A 26245-nucleotide genomic window follows, 5' to 3' on the forward strand; every position below is an offset into this window, starting at 1 on the left:
GAATTCAATGAGTAACAATGAAATGCGTCCAGTTGTTGTAGAAAAAGGGAATACTGCTAAAAAAAACTATGAATCCGCAAAATCTAGAGCGCAATCAGTAAATAGAGGATCTGATGTAGCCGGTAAACCCGGCTCAATTGATAGTTTAAGGAAAGAAAATGCTAGCAATCGTGCAGAAGCAAATATTCGAATGGATGTTGCAGGAATGGAACACCATATCCAACAAATCCAAAAAAGCATCAGTAATCTAAAAAAAGAAACAAAAAATTTAGATAAGTTAAAATCCAAAAGTGGCAGTGCAGATTGGAAAACACTAAATAAAGATGCATATGAACTATTAATTGATGCAGAAAAAAAATATTTCGAACAAACTGGACAGCTCTTAGATAAATTAAATGCTCATGTAAACTTCCATTTTAGAGAAATGGTAGAAACAGATAAAAAATTGAGCAAATATTTGAGTAATTAAATAATAGGAGGAGATTAAATGGATGATGTATTAAAAGAAGCTAAGCAAAATCGACAAAATGCTTTAAATGATAGTCTACATCAAAAAAGAGCACAAAGAAACATAGCTTCAACAACTATTTCTGGACAACAAACAAAAATCCAGAACTATAATCTGGATTTAGATGAGGTAGAAAATTGTATTTCGAAGTTAGATACTGAAGAAACGGCGATGTTAGCAGTTCACAAATCATATGAAGAGAATAAAATTAATAAAGACGATTTACTTAAAGGAGATCGTATTGATAAAGAAGTCCAAGAATTAAAGACAAAACTCGAAGTTAATGTCTTTAATCAAATCAGCGATGTGAATTTTGCAAAAGAAATTGGTAAACAAGTGAAAGAAAAAATTGAAGAAAAAATCGAAAAATGTGAGCAAACTATTAGCTCGTGTAACTTAGAAATCACTATGATAGATACTTCTATTCAATCATTACAGAATCAGCTAAATATGTTATAAAAGATAAGGGGGGAAAACATTTGGCACAAAATAGGATAATTACCAATTCTGGAGTTACTACACGAAAGAGCGAGGTGGATAAGTTCATCACAGAAGCAACTAGTTTTATTACAAACACTGATTCTCCTATTAAGAAGATAGATAAACTATCAGCAAAATATTCTGTTGTAACAATAGGTGAATTAAGAGGAGCAGGTAAAGGACAAACAGAAATCAATCAAAGTTTTACAACTTTAGGAGATAAAATAAAGAAAAATTTAGACACTATTTTGGAGGAATATGCACAAATAGAGACAACCAGTATGAGAATTACCTCTAGAATTGAAGAACTGGAAATGTTAGCTAAACTATCAACCAGTTATACTGAATTGATAAGCCAGAATAGCACTAATTCACCTGATTTTGGTTCGAAATTTTCTAAAATTAGAATGGAACAAGCAGCTAAAATACCATCTATAATGAAAAAGAAAGTCGAAGAAATAGGTTCAGCAGTAAAAGATGCAATAGAAGCTGGTGCACCGAAGCTATTAACCCCAAAAGAAATTGAAAAAATAATTAGAGATAAGTACGGAGATGCAATGACTCCGGAACAAATTAAACTATTAGCAGAATCATTATTTAAAAATTGCAATACTTTAGAAATAACCACTAAAGGAATGAAGTATGAAGTAACTATAACTAAAGATGGAAAATATATTGTTAATGGAGTCGAAACTACAAAATCAGATTTTGATATATTATTTGGGAAAGTCAGTTTTCCGAAAAAAAATGGAGACATCAATACTGACTTTACTATTGCCAGTAGAAAAAATGGTAAAACAACCTTGGGAAATAAAGACTTTGGAACTATTAGTTTTGGTTTTGAAGGTGGTATGAAAGTTGTTATGGCAGAATTTTTGCAAAATGGTATTCCTTTAATTGAAAGTGCTGATGGTAAGGTACAAATGATTAAAAATACTCAGGTAGAGGTGGCAAAAGGTTATTTAAACATAAGTACTAACATAAATACACAAGGTACTAATGCCGGTCTTGCCGCCGAAGCCAAGATAGGTGCTGATATTGTCAATATTCAATCAGATTTAATAACTATTAGAATTCCATGGACTGACAAAAATGTTACTATTAACGGTAATCTTGGTGTTGGTGCTAAAGGCGGTGCTAGTGTGGAAGTGAATAAACACAAGCAAAAAGCAAGCGCTGAAGGTGGAGTAGGAATAACTGGTAAGCTAGAGGGTAAAATAGAGGATCAAGATTTTAGAACTGAAACAACAAAAGATTTTACATTCTAAAGGTTGGGGGAAACTCATGAAAAAAATAGTTTTGTTAATAAGTGGGCTAGTAATTTTGACTGCTTGTCAAGATAATAAAAGCAGTAGCGATTCTACATGGGATAGTGTTGCCGCAAAATATCAAATTAAGGAGAGTTCTATGGATACAGAACGTAAAAATATAAATTTACAAGAATATAAATTTTTTATTCCTAAGATATATGATGATGCTCTTGTTAAAGATTCAAAAAAGATGGAAGAATTTCTATTTAATCAAAAAGAAATAGAGGTACAAGATTTACCAATTTCTACAATTATGTACGGGGGAACTTATGATAAAGAAAATCAAATGTTCATTACATTAATGTATTTGGTGAACAATACGGATAGAGAAATCGAAAATATTTCTTTCGAATACCGTTTAGATTTAACTACAATTGATGGAGGGGATGAAGGAGATTATCCTTATAACTACAAGAAAATCAATGATGAGATAATTTCTCCTAAAACTATTGTACCTATTTTTTTAGGAGCTAAAAACATTACGTTATCTCCTAAAAAGGACTCCTACTTTGGAGAAGATTTAAATAAAATAGAAGTTAATAATATTATGATTAGTTATAAAGATGGAATTGAAGAATCTAATAAATAACTATTCTATATTACTTTCGATCGTAAATAATTTTCATCATTTTTTTGTAATAAAAAACTAAGGAGTATAGCATGTTTATAGATCCAATCAAAGGATACTATTTAGAAAAAACAATCAAATACACTATTTTTTTTCAAATAGCAACTACTTTATATATTTTAATAAAAACACTTATTACTGGTAAAAGCTCGATCATATATTACTATGAACCTATGAATAAAAGTTTATATTTAGTGCTAGTTATCCTACAGTGTGCAGTTAGTCTTTACTTATTGAGTTCTCAGGCAAAAAATCCAAAACGTTGGAAAGCATGTCTTTTATTACTATCTACTATTTTTGTGAGTTCTATCATAATTAAAAAACACAGTTATTCAATAGAGATAGATATTATTGGAGTTCTATTAGTTCTCTCTTGTATATCCATCATTATCACTACTCACAATTATTTAAAAAAGTGAATAGAAACAGCTAAATTTTATTCTAAAAAATGGCTAAAAAACCGTTGATTATCTTACCAAATGTTAGATAATCAACGGTTTTTATTTTAAACACCTATTCCTTCTCAGAAACAAACTCCATAATATCCCCTGGCTGACAATCAAGAGCCACACAAATCCTCTCAATAACATCCATCGATACTTTTTCATTCGCAGAGAGCTTCGCTAACGTAGCCGTTCCTATCCCTATTTCTTTACGTAACTGTGTTTTTGTCATTTCTTTATCTATCAATAACTTCCACAAACGATTATAAATTATCGGCATTTGCCTTAACCTCCCGTTTTCTACTAACTATATCCTCAGTATAAAATGTAGCTGTTCTACAGTCAACACAATAAATTCGTTTAACTGAACAAAAAATACCGAAAACGAAATAAAACCATTGACGAAACATTCTGTTTACGGTACTATATATTCATTAAAGCGAATATTAAATTCTTTTTAACGAATAAAAAGGAGGGTTGACTATAAATAAAAAGAAGCAGAGCTTTAACGATTAAGAAACGAATTTCTTAAACTAAAACTCTACCCAGACAAGTTGAGTATATCATACATTTAAGAAATTCTCCAAAAAAATTTAAAGGAGAATCACAATGAATACTATCAAACCATTAACTAGCACTACTAAAAATAATCATGCTTCAAAAAACATTCAATCTTTAGGTAACACTCTAGAACAACTTGACTCGTGGAATCTTGTTTTGGATTTACTACACCAATTCTTTAACAATAATCCACAACCTCTAAATAAGAAAAAAGTGATAAGTGAATACTATGTATGCGCTAAACTATTCACTAATTTTCACAATGACTTTTACCAACTTTCAAAAAAAATTAATACGCAGATGGAAGAATTACAACGAAAAGAAACAATATAAGCCCCCCCTTTTATCTCCCAAAGTCAAAAGTTACTATTTTGAGTAATTATGGCTCTTTGTCAACTGATGTTGGTGAAGAAAATCTAAAGAATTAAATCAATTAGTATGAGGAGGCCGAGACAAAAGCGTTTAGCTCCAAGAAATAAGAGGGAATTCACGAAAATTGCTTTTTAAATTTTTATGACCAAGTAGGTACTATTCTACATCAGCTCGTACCTCGCTGTGTTTCACAGCAATTTCAGCTTATTTCCGAAGCCTTCAAAACTTAGTGCTTTAGCACTTAGAATTTGATGTGATCGGAGCGAAGCGTAGTCGCTGCTTTTTTCTCGCCATTTATTCGGATTTAGAGCGTGGGACCAAACGAAAGATCAGTTATGTCCCAGTCACTTTTTATTTACTTGAAAAGAATAGTGCCAAAACATAAAAAAATTCTCAACTTGAAATTGTAAAAATTACGAAACCCGTAAGCATTTCTCTTCAACACCTTAATATGGTTATTTAGACATTCCAGTGGTCCATTAGAATAAGGCAATTCTAGGGCATGTTTAATTTCATTTTGGACCAGTACCAATAGTCGTTTGGTAATAAGTAGGGAGACAGTGGAAACCTTCCTCTAATAGTGCGTAAAACCAAGCGAAATCCCTTGTCTGTATAGCATAAAGAAAGTCCTGATAACAGGTGTAGCCCATTTTCAACTCGTTATCATACGCAAGTAGTCAATCAACGAGTTCAGTTTCAGTTAAATAGGTACGAAATGAAGAACGCCAAAGCCGTTTTTCAAAATCAAGCTTCGATTGATTTTTTTGAAGAAGTTTCCAGTATTTCTTCAAGTGTCGATATTTTTTCGCTCCGGTATTCCCCAATTCCGTTCATGTCCCAACAACCATTTCTTCCGCTCCACACCACCGCCATATCCACCTAAACTACCATTCGTCTGAATCACCCGATGACAAGGAATAATGATTGCCAACTGATTTGCGCCATTCGCATTGCCAACCGCTCGCATCCCATTTGGACATCCAATAAAAGTTGCCAACTTTTTATAAGAAGACGTTTCACCACGCTTAATTTTCGCCAAAGCTTGCCAAACACTTTTTTGAAATTCTGATCCTAAACAACGATACGGCGTTTGAAATCCGTCCAACTTCTTCCCAAAATACAAACCCAATTCCTCTTTGATCTGTTTATTAATCTTCGTTTCACCTGGAACAATTGACGCATTCATTCTATTTCGCAACCGCTCAATTTCCCTTTCCAACCCTCGGCGGTCGACAAATTCCAGCAAATATAAGTACTCATCATCTGCAATACTCATCATCGGACCCAGAATAGTATCAATCCAATCAGCAGATAATATCTGGATATCTTTCGACTGCTTCGGATTTTTACCCATGATTTTAGAAAAAGCGTCATAGAATCCACTAGAAGAATCATAGCCTGTATCTAACTGAGTATTGATCCGTTTTTCACCATTTTTGATCGATTTCAAAGCCAGACCCATCCTTCTTGAACGCGCATACTGAACAAACGTCATTCCATAAACTTTTTTAAATTGTCTTCTAGCGGTCATCGAGTGAATGCCTAATTCAGCAAAATCTTGGTCTTTCCAGCGTTTCTCTGGAAACTTTTCGACTAATTCTACCATCTGCTGAACCAAAGGCGAGATTTCCCTTGGATAGGATAACGGTTTACAACGTTTGCAAGGTCTGTATCCTGATAAGAGCGCTTCTTCTGCAGTTTCATAAAAAGTACAATTTTCATATTTTGGCTTTCTTGCCGGACAAGTTGCATGGCAAAAAACACCAGTCGATTTGATACCGACAAAGAAAATTCCATCATAGTTTGAATCTTTTGCCAATAAAGCTTGATAATAGCGTTTTTTTTCTTTTTCGTTGAACACAAGACATTCTCCTTTTCACTTCATTCTGAGTCAAATGAGCCAGAAATAACGTATAAAATATACCGAAAAAACACCAGCGATTCCTATTATTCATAGACTTTGAATCTAGTGACCTATTTTTTGAGCACATTTCTGAATTGCGCTAATTCATTTTTATTCAGCGATCATTTATCCTCTCATTGTACCTCTTTAGCGTACTAGAAGTTTATAAAACGTTCTGTCGAAAAATGAACATCAATTTTTTAATGACAAAAAAAGACCCACTCTTTGGGGAAGAGTGGGAAAAGGAGTTAAAAAATGAAAAAGTGTTTTGTTAGGGTTGTTTGGTATACATACATAATAACTCGAATTTATGACTATTTTGTGTTGAAATTTCGGTTTATTTTGTATGATTGTTTGGCGAAATGATGATAAAACTTTTTTAAATATTTAATTATTAAAATATTTTAATTAAAAAAAAGAGGAAAACTACATATTTCTACTACTTTTAAAGATAGCTCAATTACTTTTTCCAAAAGCTATTCTCACCAATTCCCAGGAAAATCTGCCTCTTCTTCGAAGTAATTTCTATATTTGTAAAACGTATCCTTTATCATTATTTATCAAAAAATTAGAATTACGCTGAAAATTATGATAAATAAATCACTTAAAAATATTGTATAATTACATTTGTGAAAATATAAGCCTCTTAAAGGTTCTATATTTTTACTATATGAACACCACAAAAAAAGGAAGGTAAGTGTGTATATCAATGAATGATTCATGGAAAAAAGGTTCGTTTAAATTTTTATTGTATTCAAGTACGCTTTTCATCTCCGCAAGTAACTCTGTACAAGTATTGGCAACAACGATCGATCAGGTAACCCAGTCTAATCAAACAGTCTTGGAGAAAGATTACGATACTTTGTTACAGGAATACTTAACTGCAAAAGATGAATACACTAAAATAGAAACAAGTTACACCGAAGCATTGAAAGAATATAATACATTAAAAGGCGAAGCCGATAATACGTATAAAACGGCAGATGAACTTAAAACAACATTGGATGGATTAAAAGAAACCTACAAAACACAATTAACAAAATTTGAAGTGGCTACTAAAAAATATGAAGCAAATTGCGCTAAATATGAAAAAAACAAATCTGATTATGAAGCACATATTGATGATTACAATAAAGTTAAAGAGACTTACGAAATAGAACAGCAGCTTTATCAAGAATCAGAATCAACATTTATTGACAAGCAAAACGAATATTTAGATGCACGAACGAAGTATGAAACATTAAACAAAGAGGCAGAGAAAAAAAGAGCGGAATACGAAACTTTACGTGTTGATTACGAGAAAAAACTCAAAATTTATGAAGATGCTGCAACAGCTTATAGAACAGCTCAAACAGCCTATAACAAAGCGAAAGAGACCTATAACTCTCAATTGACAGACTATAACACACAAAAACGATCTTACGAGGATCTCCTCAACACTTATAATACTAAAAAAGCGACTTATAATACTAAAGCGGAAAAATTCAATTTGGCCGCTGCATCATACGATACCTTAAAATCAGAGCTTGAAATAGCTCAAACAGACTACACTAAAGTCAAAACAGAATATGATCAAGCACTTAAAGAATATAATACCTTATTAACTGAATATAATGGAAAGAAAGACAACTACCTCACAGAAAAAAAAGCGTATGAAGAACGTTTATCTACTTTGAACAACTCAATAAGTAATTACGAAAACAAACTTGCAGAGTATAACAAAATCAAAGACGATTATCAAACAACAAAACAAGCATACGAGGAAGCAAAAACGAATTACGATACATTAACAAGTCAATTAGAAGCTTTAGTGAACCAATACGAAACTGAACGCTCACTATATGAAACTGAAAAAACAGCTTTTGATCAAAAAACGAAAACTTATGAAACAGCTAAAAAAGCGTACGATCAACAAAAAGCTGAATACGATGCTAAACTTGTAGCTTACGAAACAGATTTGACTATCTATAATGAAAAGCGTACAACTGCACAAGCTATCCTTGAACAATATGAAGAAGGCACCATAGAATATTCAACTGCTTTAGCTGCTTATACTGAAAATAATAATCGCTACAACGAAGTAAACAAGAATTATCAGCAAATGAAAGAACAAGCAGATTCATTAACTGCTGAATTTAAAGAAGTACAAACTGCTTATGAAACAGCAACAAGTGAGTATCAAGTAATTGCTGACTCTTACCAAGCAATCAAACAAAAATATGATTCTCTCGTAGCACAGTGTGACCAAGCTAAAAGTGATTATCAACAACTGGAAAAAGAATATCAAACAATCAGTGCTAGTTATACTCATGTGATGGATGTCTATACTGAAACAGAAACAGCCTATAAAGCGGCACTAAAAGAATCAAATGAAGTAAAAACACAATTTGATCAACTAAATTTATCTTATGATCGTATATTAGTTCAATTTACAAATGGCTCGAAAATTTTTGAAACAATTGAAGAAAAATATATCGAGGCAAGTAAAATCTATGACACCGTTAACCAAAAATATGAAAGAGCACGCGATGAATATGATCAACTATTACCGGAATATCAAACGCTCAAAGATGAATTGACACAATTAAAGTCTGAACTTTCAAAAGCCCAAACAACGTTTACTAATTTAGAAAAATTGTTAGCAACCACTCAAAAACAATACACCGCTTTAAAAACACAATATACTGAAACAATGGATAATTACCAAAAAGTTAAAACGCAATTTTCTAATTTAGAAATAGAATATACCGATGCAAAAACAGCTTATACTCAAGCAGCAGAAGTTATTGCGGAAGCTCAAGATACTTTTGTCCTTCGCGAAAAAGAATATTCTGATTTAGCTGCGTATTATATTGATCTTAAAACTAAATACGAACAAACCCTAAAAATTTACGATGCTGCAGTGATTACTTTAGGTGAAGTTGAAGCTAAGCAAACAGTACATGAGAAAGAGTATCAAACTATTTCAGAAGAATATGGAAATTTAAGCGATTCTTTTACAGAACTCAATAGACAATATCTTGATATTAAAACTGCATATAGCAAAGCAAACAAAGCTTGGGCTGAAGCCAATACCGCCTATCAAGCAGCAAACAGAAAGCTTACCACACTAAAAAAAGACTATGATGTAGCGATTAAACTCTATAACACTTTAAAAACGAAATATACTCTTGCAACAGAAAGTTTTAGTACCGCTGCAAAACCTTATGAAGATGCACTTAAGGCGTATGAACAAGCCACAATCGCTAAAAAAGTAATCAATGCTGCCATTACTAGTATGAGTCAGGTTCTTGATGAATTCCCAGCAACTGAAATTACACAAGATAACTATGCAAATATTACTGATGTTTTAACTGCTTGGAAATCCAAGTATAGTGTAGCTAAACAAGATTTAACGACTGTTTTAACTGATTTTTGGCCTGTCATTGAAGAATATCAAGCAAAAAATGTTATCTACAATGCTAGTTCAATCGCACCAAATATTAAACATGATTTTGTGTATGATCCAGAACATTTTGAAGATAAACTAATAAACTTTATTGCAGATTCGGAAGAAATGATGCAAAAAAATATTGATAAAGCAAATGCTTATCAAAAATATTATGAATCCTATGATAACTACAAAAAAGCTTTTGAAGAGTACACTACTGGATGGCAAATTGGAAATGTTTGGGATCCAGAGGATGACTACACAAATGTTTGGCAACCGATTATTAATGCACTAAATACCGGAGATTTTACTCCTATATCGCCAGAATTTTCAACTGAAAATCTAAAAAAAATGAAGACATTAGAAGAATGGAATGCATTTGTAGACACTTACGAAAAAGTAACCTTAGAAAATTTAAAAAAATTCTCCGAATATGGAACTTATCTAGACGGTGTTGCATCGTCGTGGGCTCAAGCTCAAAAAGATTTATCAACGGCAATCGAAACCTTCAATGAACAAACCGGTAACGATGTTAAAATTTATTTTATGGGCGATCCTATCCCAAATTCAATAAAAAGTATGCTTTCGCTCACCTCTGCTATTGTTACTGAAAATATTAACAGTTTAAAAAATACTCCTTTTCCAGAAATACCAGGTTCTCCATTATCAATTCATAGTTGGTTAACCACTCAATTTAGACAAAGCGGCGAGTATAGTGGGGTTATAGTCGGACAAAATCCAGATGTTATTTTTCCATTACCTGAATTTAGTATTGACCCTATCAATCCAAGTTTAGATCCACTAATACTCAAAGAAATCAATGCTCCAGTAATTCCAAAAGTACCAGATATGCCTGTAACCCCTATAGAACCTGTAGGAATTAATGAACCTAAAAAAGTAGAATCTGTAAATGAACCAACAAATTCAGCTCCTGAACCTTCTGCCGTTTCTACAAAAGTCATTTTAGCTATCACAGGGATCCATTTACCAACACTGACAAAAGAACACGCATCAACACCAACAGATTCAGTTGCAGAACCAGGCAAATCAACAGGTGTAACTGACGTGGACTTGGATAGTGAAGAAGCCGAAGAAAGCATTCAACCTGAAATACCAGTTGAATTAAATGATTTAGACGTAGTCGCAGATTTGGACCCGCTGGAACAGCCAAAAGAATTTGAAGACGTGCCCAAAGCAGAAACACCCAACATCCCAGAAATTATAGCGCCAGACGCAGTGGATCCCGTCACACCTCCCGTAGAAAAATTAGTTGATATCACTGCACCAACAGAAGCTAAAACGTTAGAAGCTCCTATAACAAGCAACGTACCTGAAGCTGCTGTACCATTAATAGCTCCTAAGAAAAAAGAAGAAACGACACTTCCTATGACGTCAGGTACTAAAACAAATACTGTCCTAGATCCATCAAATACTAAGCTTCCAAATACTCGTTTGGAAAGAAGATTACCTAATACAGGAACAGAAACTTCTGCGACAGAACAAGGAATAGGTGCCTTTATGGCTGGAGCAGCTGGATCACTTCTTTTCTGGAAAAGAAAAAAAGGAAGACACAATAAGTAAGTTCTAGTTTTCAGATCAGTACTAAAGTCATCTAAGAATTTAATCTCTAAAAATAAACTGAGAATCAAGAGAATGATAAAAAACACGAAGAAGCAATCACCCAACATCAAAGTGATTGCTTCTCGGTGTTCTTCTATTTCGAAATCGATACGATCGAAACACAGTCTTTGATTCTGAACATGAATGCTGACTTTTTTACTTATCTATCTTGTTACTCATCACTTCAGCTGTTTTTTACCTTAAAATTTTGGTGATTTACAACAAAAGAACCCACTCTTTGGGGAAGAGTGGGAAAAGGAGTTAAAAAATGAAAAAGTGTTTTGTTAGGGTTGTTTGTTTGGTATACATATATAATAACCCGAAATTGTGACTATTTTGTGTTGAAAAATTGGTTTCTTTATTACGATTGTTTGGTGAATATCAGAATTTCTTTTAGAATTTCATAATAGTGGGTAGATTCCTCGGTTACTCCATTATTTCAAACAACACTTGTGTCTTCTCTATTTATTCAGATTCTCCCTCTAATTTAAAACAAGTCAAATCACTATAATTAAATTTTTAATAGAAAAAGCTACAAAATTTCGAAAATCACCTTTCAAAATTACGTAGCTATATCTATTTTAAATGTTTCACATGAAACAAAAATACCTTGATCTATATTTTATTTTTTATAACCATGTTCCTATCAAATGCCAAAAAGAAAAAATGAACACACTTCCACCAACAACTAACAATCCAATATACAACCAAATCGAATGTTGACCAATTTCTCCAATCATTTTCATTACTCCTTCAGGTTTTACTTCTACTGTACTTTCTTTTGTTTCTATACTTGAATCGATTATTGTGTCCAAATTCTCGATATTTTGTCCTTGTTCACGGTGCGTGCTTTCAATCGATTGTATCGGTTCATCCATTTGGATTCTTGAGATTTCCTCATCGCTTAAACGCCTAGAGTGAACAAGTAGTCGCTGTAAAGCTGTCGGAAATGGATGACATGTCAAAAGAGTCAACCACTCTTCATTTGGTTTTCTTTCTGTCAATTTAGCGCCATCTGTAGGATCGATTAATTCGTTTCCTGTGACAGAATATACAGCCTCTTTTCCTAAATAGGATACATAGATTAAATCACCAGGAACTAAATAATCAACATATAAAAAATACGTCGGTCCATAATAGCCTCTATGACCTGCTATAAAAGTGTGGGTTCCTTTTCCTGCCAAGGGTAGATCCGTTCCTGTGATATGCGCGCAACCATGGGCAAGATTTATATCAGATGCTCCCATATACAAAGGAATGATTTCATTGATTTTAGGCATTTTAACAAAACCGATTGCTTCTTCTGGAAGCGCTAGTTTTTGATCTGAAAAAGCAACATTAGAATTGCCAAAAGGCTCTTCTATACTCTGTACATTTTCTTCATCTAACTTATTTTCAATTGCCTCAGCTAGTTCTGGCGATCGTTGATAATCAAGCACTTGTTCTTCATATGCTTCAATAGTATTTGAATTGATTAAAGCTGACCATAAGCCATGAACTGGGATACTTAAAAACACAGCTATGCCCATTAAAAACAAGATCAATGATAATCGCTCACGCCACATTTTTTTTCACTTCTTTCCGTTTTTTTAGATAATTTCGAAACATAACAAACCAAAGAATTACTAAGAAAATAATTGCGTATAGAGCAACTTCTTTCCAATAATTTTGTTTTGCAATCGTTGTTTGTTCTTCATGATAATCCTTTGAGTAAGGGATACGGTGTCCGCGAACTAATAAGCGATGCGTATTTAACATATATGGTGTACAGGTCAGTAGTGTAACGTAATCTTGTCCTTTAACAATTTTTAAATCGTCCACATCTTGAGGTTCAACTACCTTTATTTGATCCACTTCATACGCATGAATTTCATCGACTATTTTAAGATAAAACTGATCTTTTAATTTCAATTTGGGTAAGTCTGTAAATAATCTAGCCGAAGGTAACCCTCGATGACCAGTAATAACTGAATGGCTATCTTCTCCGCCAAAAGGTAAAGACGTTCCTTCTAGTAATCCTGCCCCATTTTTTAATTGAAAATCTGATGTTCCTTTGTAAATAGGCAAATCAACCCGTATTTTAGGAATTTCAATAACAGCAAGAACTGGGCCTAACGTTTCCTTCTCTATTTTTGTGAATGAATTTGAATTATTCTCAAGCATTGGTATTGATACTTGCTGTGCATTGGTATCAGCTAATTTTTTATTATGTTCTAGCATTTCTTGCTTCATTTGTGATAATTCCTGATCATTTTTTTTCGACATGCTTTGGTGATATTCCTCAGAGACGTTATTTTGTATTCGACTGTAGTACCAATTACTCAAAAAGGGATACGAAAATAAAATGAACCCTAGTACATAAACAATATAGATAGCTAGTTTTTTTTTCTTCTTTTTTTTTGGTTTATTAAATTCTTTTTTTAAAGGCGTTTTTTTTTGAGACTTTTGTGAATTGGATTGGTTTGTTTTACGCCGACGTTCTTTTGATTTATCCGTTCCCTTACTACTTTTCATTTTCTCAGAAGAGCGAACTTTTTTTCGTTTTGGAGAAGACGTGTTATTTTTCTTCTTTCTAATTGGTTGTTTTTCTCTACTGTCCATTACTTTTCATCCCCTCCCATCTAAACAAAAAACAGCTATTTTCTTTTATTTTTTTCTGGTAATTTATTCTTACGTTGTTTATTATCCAAAGTTGTTTTTTGAGAGACCTTTTTTCTTTTTATCCCATTGGGGGGCGATTGGTCTATTTTTCTTCGTGTAGTATTTTTAGAATTTCTTCTTTGTTTTTGCCTTCTTGCTGCCCGAGCAGCTTTTTCTTTTAGCTTTTGTTTTTTATCGCGGTATCGTTTTAGTAGATAGAATAAAGCGAATATTGCTAAAGCTACAAGTGTATAGATCGCGAATTTTTTTAGTTGATGCCATCGTCCAGCTTTTACCGCTTTTTTATGTAATTCGGGTTTATAGGGAGTTACTCTGTGACCTCGAACAAGCAATCTATGCGTATTGACCATGTATGGTGTACACGTTAGTAATGTGACATAATCTTGTCCTTTTACAACCTCTAACTCGCTAAAATCCTCTGGTTCAATTACTTTGACACGATCCACTTCGTATGCATGGGTTTCTCCTGCTATTTTAATAAAAAATAAATCTTTTAATTTTAATTCAGGTAAATCGGTAAATAGTTTTGCAGTGGGTAGACCTCGGTGACTGGTAATCACTGAATGCGTACTTTTCCCTCCAAATGGTAATGATGTTTCTTTCATGACACCTGCACCGTTGGAGATTTGCTGACTGTTTGTACCATTATAAACAGGTAGTTCTAGGTTTATTTTAGGGATATCTAAAACTGCAATCACATCACCTAATTTTTCTCGTTTAGGCGATGTTAGTCCTTTTTGAACATTTCTTTCAGCTTCTACGCCAAAATCTTCCTCGCCCATCACTGATTGTTGATCGATTAATTGATCATTGCGCTTTTCTATCTTTTTTCTGATCGTTTCCAATTCTTTTTCATCTTTATTAGCCACGTTCTTTTGATATTCTTTTGTCACACTTTTTTGAACCCATTGATGATAAGTATTACTAGCAAATGGATAAGCTAAAAAACTAAATCCTGTTATGTATAAAACAAAAATAATAAGTAGTTTTTTATGCTGTACTATTTTTTTATAAATAAGAGTCACCTACTTTTTTTTTTCAAAATAATTGATTGAATCTTTCAAGCTTTGCTCTCTTTTGAAAAACTCAGGTCAATTATTTTAGAAAAGTGACTGGACCATAACTCTGCGAGTTATACCCCAGTCACAAGGAATCCAGATAAAAGGTGAGAGCTAAAGCAACGTCACTAGATCCTAACCTTTTATCAAACATGTTTAATTGTTATTTGTTACAATTAATGACATAAAAAATGCCTTTATCAAACACTACAAAGCTTATTTTCTATCCTAGATACATCATATATTGAAATCTATATTTATATTTTTTAACATCTGTCGTATAATTCGACAGATATATTTATTTATCGTTTCACTTTATCTTGATTTTTCAGGACAACCGTAAACAAAACTAAATCAGATTGGCTAATAGTATCGGATTTTAGCTCAATCAGTGTCGCAGGAGCGTTCTTACGATTGACACAAATAGAAAATAAAGAATTAAGCAAGGATCCTTAAATTGTTTTTACATTGATAAAGTATTTTGAAATGACGCCCACAACAAATACCCCTGATGATTATCTATTTTTCAACCAAGGAACTATAATTTTTTGAAAATATATTGAGAAAAATTTTATTTATACGTTTAGCTCTAGTTAGTTCTTACATATGTTTAAGTTATTAAACACCTTATAGGTATTTTTCTAACAAAAGTCTCAATTACCACGGCCAAATTATTTTCAATACATTCACTTCTACAAAATCACTCATATAAATCTAAATTTATCCTATTTTCTTAGCTAGCTTTTTATTTTTTAACATGAACGCAAAAGAGATACTAGCAATAACTGGTGCTAAAGCAATCAAAATTTCAATCAAGATCATATTATCCTCCCCCTTATTTTAATAAATACCATAACAATCTAAGCTTTTATAGATACGATGCTTTTTTTAATACCTATTTGTTAAAAAAATACCATAAAAATAACATAATTGCCAATATTATTCTGAATATTCTGTAAGTTCATTTTACTTTAAATTATATTTAGATCCTTTTGCTCAAATCCTACTCTTGCGAAGTTGATTATTTAACACATTAAAATGATAAACATATTTTTATATTTTCCGACTACTTGGGTTCGCTGGTTTACGAAAAAATAAGACAATGGAAAGATATTGATTCTAATAATCGAACTATCTATGAGAACAAAGCACTTGCTGAACTACAAAACGACAAACCAATTTTTCAAGAGACAAAAACCACATTATCAAAGAAACATTCGCTCTTTGTAATAAGAGAAAAAAATTTCAACTATAATGTGGTGTTCAGTCTTTCGTTATTTTGTAAGAAAAACCAGTTTATATAGAACGCTTATTCAAATAATATCCTTGAAAAAGTGAAAAAACATTTTTCAAAGTGGCCGAAGCAAAACAAAATAAACCTGTGGGAAAATTTGATTATATGGTATTTTGAAAACCGTATTCAATTATAACAGTTAGCTGGGGGTATTATAGTAATATTCATTCAAAATAGACACGAAACTCTTTTCTATATCTACGAACTTTATTTTTTTTATTTAACTTATCCGTTTCTGCAACTCTAATAACTGTGTTATCTGTAAAATCAATTTTCATGTTCCGTTCAAATATTCCAGACAATACGTTTGCTTTATTATATTGCCAGCACCAGTACTCAGTACAATAATACAACTCTCCAGTATTTTTATCTCTTTGCCATTGATGTTTTTGTTTATTTTTCTTTCCTTTTAATTTTAATACTTGCTTTAGTAATTTATCTTCATCATAATTTTTGCTATCATCAATTTTTGATAGTACTAATAATATCAATTTTTCAATTCCAAAAATTAATAAAATTAATAAAACTAACATTATAATAACCATAATAATTATTTTTAACCATTCCCCATTATTTACTAAATCTTTAATTTTTTCAACTAACATAACAAACAACCCCTTTTCTTATAATTATAAATAAAAATTTAACATAATGATTATATCATAAATAAATACTATGTATGAAAAAAACTTTATAAAATAAATTTAGAATGACTCTGACTGATAAAAGTATGGGTACACTAATATTTTGAAATCTACAATTTTCTGGTCTTTTTTAAAGTTAAATACCGTTATATCAGCGTTTAAAGCTATAAAATGTCCATTTTCAAAAAATTGAAAAACGAGAAATATAGAAGTTACGGGCTGCACCGTTCCCCCTCAACCTCACAAATTTACTTTTTGGGGAAGGGGGGCTATGCAAAAAAAGCCTTCTCGATAATGATAAGGCTTCTTGTTTCTACTTTAATTCCGTCTAACACAACAAGATGAGGATCGAGAATCATTTAAAAGTCGGCTTTTTTTGCGTATTCTACGGTGTCAAATACCTCTGCGCTAGTCCCAGACACTTCTAGTATTACATTATTACATCCGCAGCTCACTAAAGTTACCTACAATAGCAGAGCTTCCGTCCTCGTCTGTGCCGACAGTGGTGAAGGTGCCTATACGTTTCCCGTCTCCGCTGATGTTTTCTGTTCTTCTTGAGCCCTTCCCAATATCCTGTAATCATTCCTTACCGTATTCAAAAATATGATTGTTTATATTGAACGAGTTGAAACCTTTTTATCACTCACTTTTTGAAGTGGTTTTTGCTATCTTCCCTTGTTCAATATAAACCATCAAAATCGATACATCTGCTGGATTCACACCACTAATTCGACTTGCTTGGGCTATCGTTTCTGGTTGGATTTTTTGTAGTTTTTGTTTCGCTTCCGTTGCCAATCCGTTGATTGCTTCATAGTCAATATTTTCTGGAATTCGTTTTGCTTCCATTCGTTTTAGTTTATCGACTTTGTCTAATGCTTTTTTTATGTAGCCCTCATACTTGATTTGTATCTCTACTTGTTCGATGACCTTATCACCTAGTGCTACCTCAGATGCTGGGATAAATTGTGTTACTTCATGATACGTCATTTCTGGGCGTTTTAAGAAATCGCTGGCTAAGACGCCATCTTTTAAAGGGACTGATCCTTTCGCTTCTAAAAATGCTTGTACGTCCGCTGTAGGCTTCACTCTAACTGAACTTAAACGAGCAATTTCTGCTTCCACTGCTTGTTTCTTTTCAAGATAAGCTTTATATTGCTTTTCTTTAACCAAACCGATTTTATACCCTTTTTCTGTTAAACGTAAATCCGCATTATCGTGACGTAAAATTAAACGATATTCAGCTCTGGATGTTAGCAGACGATAAGGTTCATTCGTTCCTTTGGTAACTAAGTCATCAATCATAACACCAATATAACCATCACTACGTTTCATCACAAAGGGCTCTTTCTCTTGAACTTTTAACGCAGCATTGATTCCTGCAATCAACCCTTGTCCAGCCGCCTCTTCATAACCACTAGTACCATTTGTTTGGCCTGCTGTAAATAAACCTTCAATGACTTTTGTTTCTAATGTTGGACGTAATTGGTGTGGCACAACCACATCGTACTCGATCGCATAACCTGTACGCATCATTTCAGCTTTTTCTAAACCAGCAATCGAATGTAAGATATCTGTTTGGACATCTTCTGGTAACGAGGTGGACAGTCCTTGAACATAGACTTCTTCTGTATTCACCCCTTCAGGTTCTAAGAATAGTTGGTGGCGTGGTTTATCAGCAAATCGAACAATTTTATCTTCGATCGATGGACAATAACGAGCGCCAACGCCTTCAACAATTCCGGTAAACATCGGTGCACGATGCAAGTTGTCTTGAATGATTTCATGGGTTCCTTCATTTGTGTAAGTCAGCCAACAAGAGCGTTGGTCTAAATTATACGCATCATCCGGCGTACTGAAACTAAAATGATTCGGTTGTTCATCGCCTGGTTGTTCTTCTGTCACAGAATAATCAATTGTACTTGATTTTACGCGAGGCGGTGTGCCTGTTTTAAAACGATCAATTTCAAGACCTAATTCTTTCAGATGTTCTGCTAAGCCGATTGATGGCAATGAATTGTTAGGTCCAGAAGAATATTTTAGTTCACCAATAATGATTTCACCACGAAGTGCTGTTCCAGCTGTAATGATTACTGCTTTACTTTGATATTGTGCCCCTGTTGTTGTGGTAACCCCTTTACAAATACCATCTTCTACGATCAAGCGTTCAACGATTCCTTGGCGTAACGATAAGTTGTCCGTACGCTCGATTGTATGCTTCATTTCTGTTGCGTAAGCGTGTTTGTCTGCTTGGGCACGCAACGCGCGAACGGCCGGACCTTTTCCTGTGTTTAGCATCCGCATTTGGATGTATGTTTTGTCTATATTACGACCCATTTCACCACCTAATGCATCGATTTCTCGAACGACGACTCCTTTTGCTGGACCTCCCACAGATGGGTTACATGGCATAAAGGCGACCATATCTAAATTGATTGTTAAAAGTAAGGTTTTACTGCCCATGCGAGCGGATGCTAAGGCTGCTTCTGAACCGGCATGGCCTGCTCCGACTATAATTACGTCATAAGATTCTGCTTTAAATTGATTCATCGACTCTTCCTCTCTATTTTCCTAAACAAAATTGACTAAATAATTGCGTGATTAATTCATCCTGAACACTGTCACCAACGATTTCTCCTAAAAAGTCCCAGCAGCGAGTCATATCCATTTGAACTAGATCGACTGGCATTCCAGCTTCGATTCCTCGAATTACTTCATCCAGCGCTATAGCTGCCTGATCTAGTAATGCGATATGGCGGGTATTGGATACGTAGGTTGCATCTTTTTCCCCAGTTTGACCACCGAAAAATAAGTCTGCAATTTTTAATTCTAGTTGTTCCATCCCTGTATTAGACAAAACTGATACGGGTAAAATTTCTTCATCTTTCACGAGCTTTTTTAATTCTTCTCGATCTAATTGAGAAGGTAAATCCATTTTGTTCAGTAAAATCACGCGCTTTAACCCGTCTGTCGCTGCTAACAATTGACGATCTTCATCTGTTAACGGCTCATTTTGATTCAGAACTAGCAAAATCAAATCAGATTCAGCTAACGCTTTACGGCTACGTTCTACGCCGATCCGTTCCACAATATCTTCTGTTTCACGAATTCCTGCTGTATCGATTAATTTCAATGGTACACCACGGACGTTGACATATTCTTCGATGACATCACGCGTCGTTCCAGCAATATCTGTTACAATCGCTTTTTCTTCACGTAATAAATGATTTAATAAACTCGATTTCCCTACATTCGGACGACCGATAATGGCTGTACTTAAGCCTTCTCTCAAGATTTTCCCTTGTTTTGCTGTCGTCAATAATCCTTCGATCTGAGCTTTGACAAATCCAGCTTTTTCAAGAAGTAATTTTGTCGTCAACTCTTCTACATCATCGTATTCAGGATAATCGATGTTCACTTCAACTTGAGCTAATGTTTCTAAAATTTCTTGTCTTAGAGAGCGAATTAAAGAAGACAAATTTCCATCTAATTGATCTAAGGCTACATGCATTGCTCGATCCGTTTTTGCTCGAATTAAATCCATTACAGCTTCTGCTTGAGACAAATCCATTCGACCATTTAAAAAAGCTCTTTTGGTAAATTCTCCAGGTTCAGCTAAACGTGCCCCTTCTTTTAATAGTAGCTGTAATAACTGATTCACCACTACAATTCCACCGTGACAGTTGATTTCAACGACATCTTCTCTAGTAAATGTTTTTGGTGCTCGCATGACAGAAACCATTACTTCATCTAGCAAACGATCATCTTTCGGATCAAAAATATGTCCATAATGGATAGTATGCGTGGGCACCTCTAGCAATTGTTTACTACCTGAGCGATAGACGTTATTTGCGATATCAATCGCTTCATCACCACTTAAACGAACGATACTGATTGCGCCTTCGCCAGGAGGCGTTGAAATTGCAGCGATTGTATCAAATTCTAATGTTATTTGTTGCATGTTTGACTAACTTCCTTTCGTAAATGGATTGAGCTATTTTTTGCGTAATAATTACTACGTTTAACATCTCATATTATTTAAAAAACTATGTATAAATCGATTTTTGGCTACAAAAAAAGCGCCCACTCCACCTCTATTTTTTCAGGTTGGATCTAGCACTTTCACTGCATCAATTCCTATTAATTTCTTGACATAGGATAGCATATTTTCGTTTTTTTCGCAACATTGTTTATTTGCTAGAAGTGTTCTTTAACTTTGCATTTCTTCTAGTTTATCTTTAAAATAAACTTACTAAAGCAAGGAGGTTTCCTAAAATGAAACGAGTAAAAAAAGATGAATTTAATGAACAAGAACTAGAAAATCGTTTAAATGGAATCACATTATCTACAGGAAATGTCAATAAAAAATACATTGTTCGGGATATTATTTTTGCGACAGATCGAATCGAGACGGATTTATTTTCGCCAGAGGTTAATCCAAATGATGTATTCAGCGGTGTTTACCGCCAGCTAAAAGTGATCGCATTTGAATATGAAGCAGATGCTGTGATCAATTGTCATTTTGAAGAAAAATATGTAGAGTATCAAGGGAAATGGGTCGTGGAAATTTTGGCTTATGGGACTGTGGTTCAGTTTACACAGACAACAATTGGATAAGTAAATAAAATGAAATGAGGTTGGAACAAAAGTGTTTAGCTCCGATAAATTTCGACTTATTTCCGATCACATCAAATTCTAAAAGCTAAAGCACTTAGAATTTGATGTGATTAGCAGCTGCTTTTGCACCACCGTTTATTCGGTCTTAGAGCGGGAGGCAAAAATGCTTTTTACTTTTGTCCCAACCTCATAAATTTATGTCATATTTATGAGGTTTTGTTGTTACATCAAGGTATTTCTATTAATTTTATAGGTTTTATTGGTGCATTTACCACTAAGTCGATCTATAGACATGTAATTGGTTTTGTTTTCTAAAGTAAATCTATATTCTATATTTTCAATAGAATCATTTGTTGCCAAATACTTATCTGAAATATTAATAATATCTAGCTTTTTCTTATCAATGTAAAAAGTATTATTTTTTATATGATAAGGTCTTTTTGTTCAATTCTTTATCATACCAATTGTATTTGGGCTTTTCTTTTTACAGATAACTGTTTCAGGCCTTTTTTGAGAAAAAAATAATATAGAAATTGCGCTAAAAAAAACGATCAAGATAACTATCATATATACTTTCTTCAGCTTAACCCCTTCCTTTCACTATCTAATCTTATAGTCCAGTACAAAACGCCCAGAACTTTAATACATGTTTTAACCAATCCTTTTGTCAACCCAAATAAAATAATAATTCTCTAAGTTTATAATTTTTATAAATTTCATTTTACGATATAAAAAACATACTAAGATTAGAGAGTAAGCTCATCGACGGATAAGTTTACCCTCTATTTTCCTGTTTTTAGGGTTATAGTAAGGGGTGAAAGGAAGATCGACCACACGCTCATGGACTTCGAGTCCCTACAAAAAAACGGTCTCCTTCACTGTCATTTTAAAATAAGGAAACCTTGTCTAAGCAGCTTATTGAACAAACCAAACCATTATCGGAGTTTGATCTTTACCAAAGTGTTCCAGGCATTGGGGAAGTGTCTGCCGCTTTACTCATTGGTGAAATTGGAGATATTCGCCGATTTGAAAATCATAAGAAAGTGAATGCTTTTGTGGGAATTGATACCCGTAGGTATCAATCAGGGAAATACCTTGCCCAAGACCATATCAATAAACGTGGAAACCCCAAAGCTCGGAAAATCCTTTATTTCACCGTGAAAAATATGATTCGCCAACAAGCTGCCGCTTCAAATCATATTGTAGATTACTATTACAAATTAAAAACGCAACCTCTACCCAAGAAGGATAAGGTTGCGACCGTAGCCTGTATGAACAAACTACTAAAGTGCCTCTATTCTATGGTTAAGAACGAGACAAAGTACGACTATGCGTACACGGTCTCTAAGGGCCAATAAGGCAATGGCTTATGAGTTGATTATAATACCCTGATTGAAAAAAATATAGACTCATCAGGGGTATTTATTGTGGACTTTATTCTAAAATACTCTCTTTGTTTACAAACGATTAAAAGACCTTTCATTCTTTCTTTATTTTCTACTTAACTAATCGTAGGAATGAGCGTGGGACAAAACGAACGATCAGTTTTGTCCCACGCTCTAAATCCGAATAAACACTTTTGTCTCGGCCTCATTATTTACTAGTATTTTTTCACAGGTTCAACAACCAAATAGCGGTAAGGTTCATCGCCTTCTGAATGCGTTTTGATATGATCATCTTTACTCAAGGTAAAATGAATTTGTTTTCTTTCAAATGCCGGCATTGGTTCTAGAAAAACAGGACGATCAGTTTGTTTGACTTTTTCTGCTGTTCTTTCTGCTAAACGCTGTAAAATTGCTTGACGCTTTTCGCGATAATCACCAACATTTACCACAACAGACAATTTGTTCATCGCTACACGATGGACAAAAACTTGCGCTAAATATTGCAATGCATTTAAGACTCTTCCGTGTTTTCCGATCAAGATTCCTTGTTTATCCGTATCTAAGTTAAAAATCAACAATCCCTCTTTACGTTCTAAACGAACTAAAGCTGGTGCATTTAATTCTTTTGAAATCGTTGTTAAATACATCCCTAATTCAGTAATCGCTTCTTCATCTTCTAGGTTTTCCAAGACTTTTAGTTCTGAGGAATCAGAATCTGATGTTTTAGTAGCAAACAATCCTTCAACAGTTGTCTCTACTTTTACTTCCTCATCTGTCACAATGACCTCTTCAACGGTCTCTGCAACTGACTCTGCTATTTGTTCACTAACAGTAGGTTCGATTGATACTTGAGCAAGCTTTTTACCAAAACCCAAGAAACCTTTCTTAGCGTCTGTAATCACACTAATCTCTACTTCTTCTTTTGACAAATTCAGTGCGTGTAACCCCTTAGTTGTTGCGTCTTCAATTGTGTTTCCCTCATATACCGGCATCTGGAAAACCTCCTTTTATTTTTTCTTATTTTTTTTCTTAGGATTCATTGCTTTCTTCAATGCTCGTTCACGTTCTTTCACTTGTCGTTCTGCTTCAGCACGCTCTTTACGAATCTTAAATGGATTATTCAGCACCAATGTTTGTCCTACTTGGAAAGCATTAGAAACTACCCAGTAAAGTGATAATCCGCTGGCTAAGCTCATCCCCATTACAAAAATCATAACAGGCATCACGAAGTTCATGATTTTTAATGAAGCATTCGACTCGATTTGACTCATACTTGTTAAATAGGTACTTGCAAAAGTAAAGACTGCTGCTAAAATCGGTAAAATCAGATACGGATCTGGTCTTCCTAAATTCAGCCACATAAAACTACCTTGTTTCAATTCTGGTACACGAGAAATCGATTGGTATAACGCCATCATAATTGGCATTTGAATTAATAATGGTAAGCATCCTGCATAAGGATTTACATTATTTTCAGCATATAATTTTTGTTGTTCTTCACGAAATAATCGTTGTGTTTCGGGATCTTTTGATGAATATTGTTTTTGTAAGGCTTTTAACTTAGGTTGTAATTCTTGCGTTTTACGCATGCTTTTCGTTTGGAAATGCATCAACGGTAATAAAATGATCCGAATCACTAATGTAAATAGGATGATGCCGATACCCGTATTAGCTGAAACAGATAGGAATTTGATCGCTTCGGCAAAATAATAGACAATATAACGATCCCAAATTCCGGTACTATTCTCGTTAATCGGGGCTGTTCCACAGGCTGACAACACGAAAACAAGTGTTACTAAACCTGCCATCAATAATAGGCGTTTATACTTCTTCACAAAACTATTCCTCTCTTATTTCAAAATTTTTGCAAGTTTTAACACATGCATCACGTTGCGGTGAATTTCTTCTGATGTCAACTTATCGACGTCAGGCCTTGCGATAATAATAAAATCACACGTTGGATTGATTGAGTCTTTTAATTGGTAGATTGATGTACGGATTTTACGCTTAACAGCATTTCTAACAACCGCATTCCCGATTTTTTTACCTACGGAAATTCCGACCCGAAAATGTTTTTGTTCTGGTTTTTCTAATACATAAACAACAAATCTTCGGTTCGCACAGGATTGTTTATGCTGAAACACTGCTTGAAATTCTTTTTCTTTTTTTACTCTATAGGATTTCTTCATCTGCATCCCTTTGTTTCTTTCTATCTTTCTTTTTTACTCACTCTACAATGATAGCATATTTCAGTCATTTTTTTTCAAAATTAAGGGAAAATATCCAGAGATTTTGGCATTAGTGACTCTAATTTATTATCTTATCATTTTTTTAGTTTTTTTTCACTTTATTTCTTGTAAAGTGAACAGATTCTATCGTTATAGTTTAAATTGAAAAAGGAGAAACCTCACCGATTTTTTGCCTCTGTGTTTCAAAGCAAAGAACCCTTTATTATTTCCACAGATAACTTTGTGAAGATAATAAAGGGTTCTTAGTTTAAACTTGATTCGTTATTTAAAGTCAACATACATTTATGCTGAAATAACTTTTCTGCCTTTACGACGTCTGCTTGCTAATACGTTGCGACCATTTTTTGTGCTCATGCGTTTACGGAAACCGTGAACTTTTTGGCGTTTACGTTTGTTTGGTTGATACGTTCTTTTCATCTCTTGTTCCACCTCCTGAAATTATAACTATCCATCATTACATAGACATACTTTGATAGTATAACTAGTATTAGGTCGTTTTGTCAATAAATTTTCAGGAAATAATTTTCTTCTTACTCAAATAAGTTATCCACAAAACCAAAAAGTTTAGGGATAACCTGTGGATAGTTTTTCCAAGCACCATATTCCATTTTTAGTTTCCTCCACACTTTTACACAAAAAAACAGGTTGTTAAAAAGTTATGCACATTTTATTTCTCGTCTGTGCATAACTTCCTAAAATAATTGATTCTAAAGGTTTTGTTTTACAGTATCCGTTGTGGATAAATAAAATAACGAAAAGAAATCCACTGTTTTTTTCTTGTATGTGGATAAGTTTATAACCCTCTGTGAATTTTTTTTCCACAATTCACAATTTGCCTGTGGAAAAAGTTCCGAAAAAATGCTAAAATTCTATTTGCTTATCTATTTTATATTTCTTCTACTTTTTTATATAAAAAAATTGTTCCGTGTTGAAAAATAATTATGGTAACAAACGCCTAGTTTTAATGTTCAACAGTACAAGCTAAAATGACGTAGGACATTGTTACCGTATATTATCTAGCTGTACAAGCCAACTCTTTCTGAGTTAAGTGGCTTGTTCCACTCTTATATTAAGGAGGTCACCAT

General features: G+C 33.6%; 19 protein-coding genes and 2 pseudogenes. 8 read left to right on the forward strand and 13 right to left on the reverse strand.

The features are described 5' to 3' along the window. Positions 1–7: 7 nt before the first annotated feature. The 4 genes from AC4BBR_RS16545 to AC4BBR_RS16560 are packed head-to-tail and all read left to right on the forward strand — an operon-like array spanning position 8 to position 2887. Entirely contained in the window at positions 8–469 is a 462-nt protein-coding gene (locus tag AC4BBR_RS16545; protein ID WP_490460550.1) for a hypothetical protein, read from the forward strand. Positions 470–487: 18 nt separating this feature from the next. Next, the gene (locus tag AC4BBR_RS16550; protein WP_490460551.1) at positions 488–967 is read left to right on the forward strand and encodes a hypothetical protein; all 480 of its coding nucleotides are present in this window, start codon (positions 488–490) and stop codon (positions 965–967) included. A 20-nt stretch (positions 968–987) separates the two neighbouring features. Further along, complete coding sequence (locus tag AC4BBR_RS16555) at positions 988–2256, forward strand: hypothetical protein (protein ID WP_490460552.1); 1269 nt, start codon at positions 988–990, stop codon at positions 2254–2256. 16 nt (positions 2257–2272) lie between these two features. Next, positions 2273–2887, forward strand: a complete 615-nt coding sequence (locus AC4BBR_RS16560) for a membrane lipoprotein lipid attachment site-containing protein (protein ID WP_490460553.1) — start codon at positions 2273–2275, stop codon at positions 2885–2887. Positions 2888–3439: 552 nt separating this feature from the next. Here the strand turns inward: AC4BBR_RS16560 and AC4BBR_RS16565 are convergent. Then, positions 3440–3649: a helix-turn-helix domain-containing protein gene (locus AC4BBR_RS16565; RefSeq protein WP_490460554.1), complete on the reverse strand. Its 210-nt coding sequence runs from the start codon at positions 3647–3649 to the stop codon at positions 3440–3442. A gap of 329 nt (positions 3650–3978) precedes the next feature. Here AC4BBR_RS16565 and AC4BBR_RS16570 point away from each other — a divergent pair, with 329 nt between their 5' ends. Beyond that, the gene (locus tag AC4BBR_RS16570; protein WP_490460555.1) at positions 3979–4263 is read left to right on the forward strand and encodes a hypothetical protein; all 285 of its coding nucleotides are present in this window, start codon (positions 3979–3981) and stop codon (positions 4261–4263) included. A gap of 394 nt (positions 4264–4657) precedes the next feature. On the opposite strand, the pseudogene AC4BBR_RS16575 reads toward AC4BBR_RS16570, so the two are convergent. Together AC4BBR_RS16575 and AC4BBR_RS16580 are read right to left on the reverse strand one after the other, a co-directional pair. Next, a pseudogene (locus AC4BBR_RS16575) lies at positions 4658–5114 on the reverse strand (transposase); the annotation flags it as partial. Then, positions 5090–6163, reverse strand: a complete 1074-nt coding sequence (locus AC4BBR_RS16580) for a bifunctional transcriptional activator/DNA repair enzyme AdaA (RefSeq protein ID WP_490460556.1) — start codon at positions 6161–6163, stop codon at positions 5090–5092. The gene AC4BBR_RS16580 and the pseudogene AC4BBR_RS16575, both read right to left, overlap by 25 nt. A gap of 751 nt (positions 6164–6914) precedes the next feature. Between AC4BBR_RS16580 and AC4BBR_RS16585 the strand changes: the two genes are divergently transcribed. Next, complete coding sequence (locus tag AC4BBR_RS16585; RefSeq protein WP_490460557.1) at positions 6915–11216, forward strand: LPXTG cell wall anchor domain-containing protein; 4302 nt, start codon at positions 6915–6917, stop codon at positions 11214–11216. 668 nt (positions 11217–11884) lie between these two features. Here the strand turns inward: AC4BBR_RS16585 and AC4BBR_RS16590 are convergent. The 6 genes from AC4BBR_RS16590 to mnmE form a co-directional block, all read right to left on the reverse strand. Continuing rightward, positions 11885–12820 (reverse strand): class C sortase, encoded by a 936-nt coding sequence (locus tag AC4BBR_RS16590; RefSeq protein WP_490460558.1) that lies wholly within the window; start codon positions 12818–12820, stop codon positions 11885–11887. After that, on the reverse strand, positions 12810–13856 hold the full coding sequence (locus tag AC4BBR_RS16595; protein ID WP_490460559.1) for a class C sortase: 1047 nt from the start codon (positions 13854–13856) through the stop codon (positions 12810–12812). The genes AC4BBR_RS16590 and AC4BBR_RS16595 overlap by 11 nt, the downstream gene beginning before the upstream one ends. Positions 13857–13891: 35 nt before the next feature. Further along, the gene (locus tag AC4BBR_RS16600) at positions 13892–14941 is read right to left on the reverse strand and encodes a class C sortase (RefSeq protein ID WP_490460560.1); all 1050 of its coding nucleotides are present in this window, start codon (positions 14939–14941) and stop codon (positions 13892–13894) included. Between the two features lie 1491 nt (positions 14942–16432). Beyond that, positions 16433–16873: a hypothetical protein gene (locus AC4BBR_RS16605; protein ID WP_490460561.1), complete on the reverse strand. Its 441-nt coding sequence runs from the start codon at positions 16871–16873 to the stop codon at positions 16433–16435. Between the two features lie 678 nt (positions 16874–17551). Next, positions 17552–19459 carry a tRNA uridine-5-carboxymethylaminomethyl(34) synthesis enzyme MnmG gene (gene mnmG, locus AC4BBR_RS16610; protein ID WP_490460562.1) on the reverse strand — a complete coding sequence of 636 codons (1908 nt, stop codon included), beginning with the start codon at positions 19457–19459 and terminating at the stop codon, positions 17552–17554. Between the two features lie 13 nt (positions 19460–19472). Beyond that, positions 19473–20870: a tRNA uridine-5-carboxymethylaminomethyl(34) synthesis GTPase MnmE gene (mnmE, locus tag AC4BBR_RS16615; protein ID WP_490460563.1), complete on the reverse strand. Its 1398-nt coding sequence runs from the start codon at positions 20868–20870 to the stop codon at positions 19473–19475. Positions 20871–21184: 314 nt separating this feature from the next. Between mnmE and AC4BBR_RS16620 the strand changes: the two genes are divergently transcribed. Both AC4BBR_RS16620 and AC4BBR_RS16625 read left to right on the forward strand, forming a co-directional pair. Beyond that, complete coding sequence (locus AC4BBR_RS16620; protein ID WP_490460564.1) at positions 21185–21526, forward strand: hypothetical protein; 342 nt, start codon at positions 21185–21187, stop codon at positions 21524–21526. 893 nt (positions 21527–22419) lie between these two features. Then, positions 22420–22884: pseudogene (locus AC4BBR_RS16625) on the forward strand (transposase); the annotation flags it as partial. Between the two features lie 242 nt (positions 22885–23126). Here AC4BBR_RS16625 and jag read toward each other — a convergent pair. The 4 genes from jag to rpmH form a co-directional block, all read right to left on the reverse strand. After that, positions 23127–23903 (reverse strand): RNA-binding cell elongation regulator Jag/EloR, encoded by a 777-nt coding sequence (jag, locus tag AC4BBR_RS16630; protein ID WP_490460565.1) that lies wholly within the window; start codon positions 23901–23903, stop codon positions 23127–23129. Positions 23904–23918: 15 nt separating this feature from the next. Continuing rightward, the gene (locus AC4BBR_RS16635; protein WP_490460566.1) at positions 23919–24746 is read right to left on the reverse strand and encodes a YidC/Oxa1 family membrane protein insertase; all 828 of its coding nucleotides are present in this window, start codon (positions 24744–24746) and stop codon (positions 23919–23921) included. 15 nt (positions 24747–24761) lie between these two features. Continuing rightward, positions 24762–25100, reverse strand: coding sequence for a ribonuclease P protein component (gene rnpA, locus AC4BBR_RS16640; RefSeq protein ID WP_490460567.1), 339 nt, complete (start codon positions 25098–25100; stop codon positions 24762–24764). Positions 25101–25442: 342 nt separating this feature from the next. Beyond that, positions 25443–25577: a 50S ribosomal protein L34 gene (gene rpmH / locus AC4BBR_RS16645; protein ID WP_010762140.1), complete on the reverse strand. Its 135-nt coding sequence runs from the start codon at positions 25575–25577 to the stop codon at positions 25443–25445. Positions 25578–26245: the final 668 nt, after the last annotated feature.

This window comes from Enterococcus sp. AMC1251 (assembly GCF_058216535.1).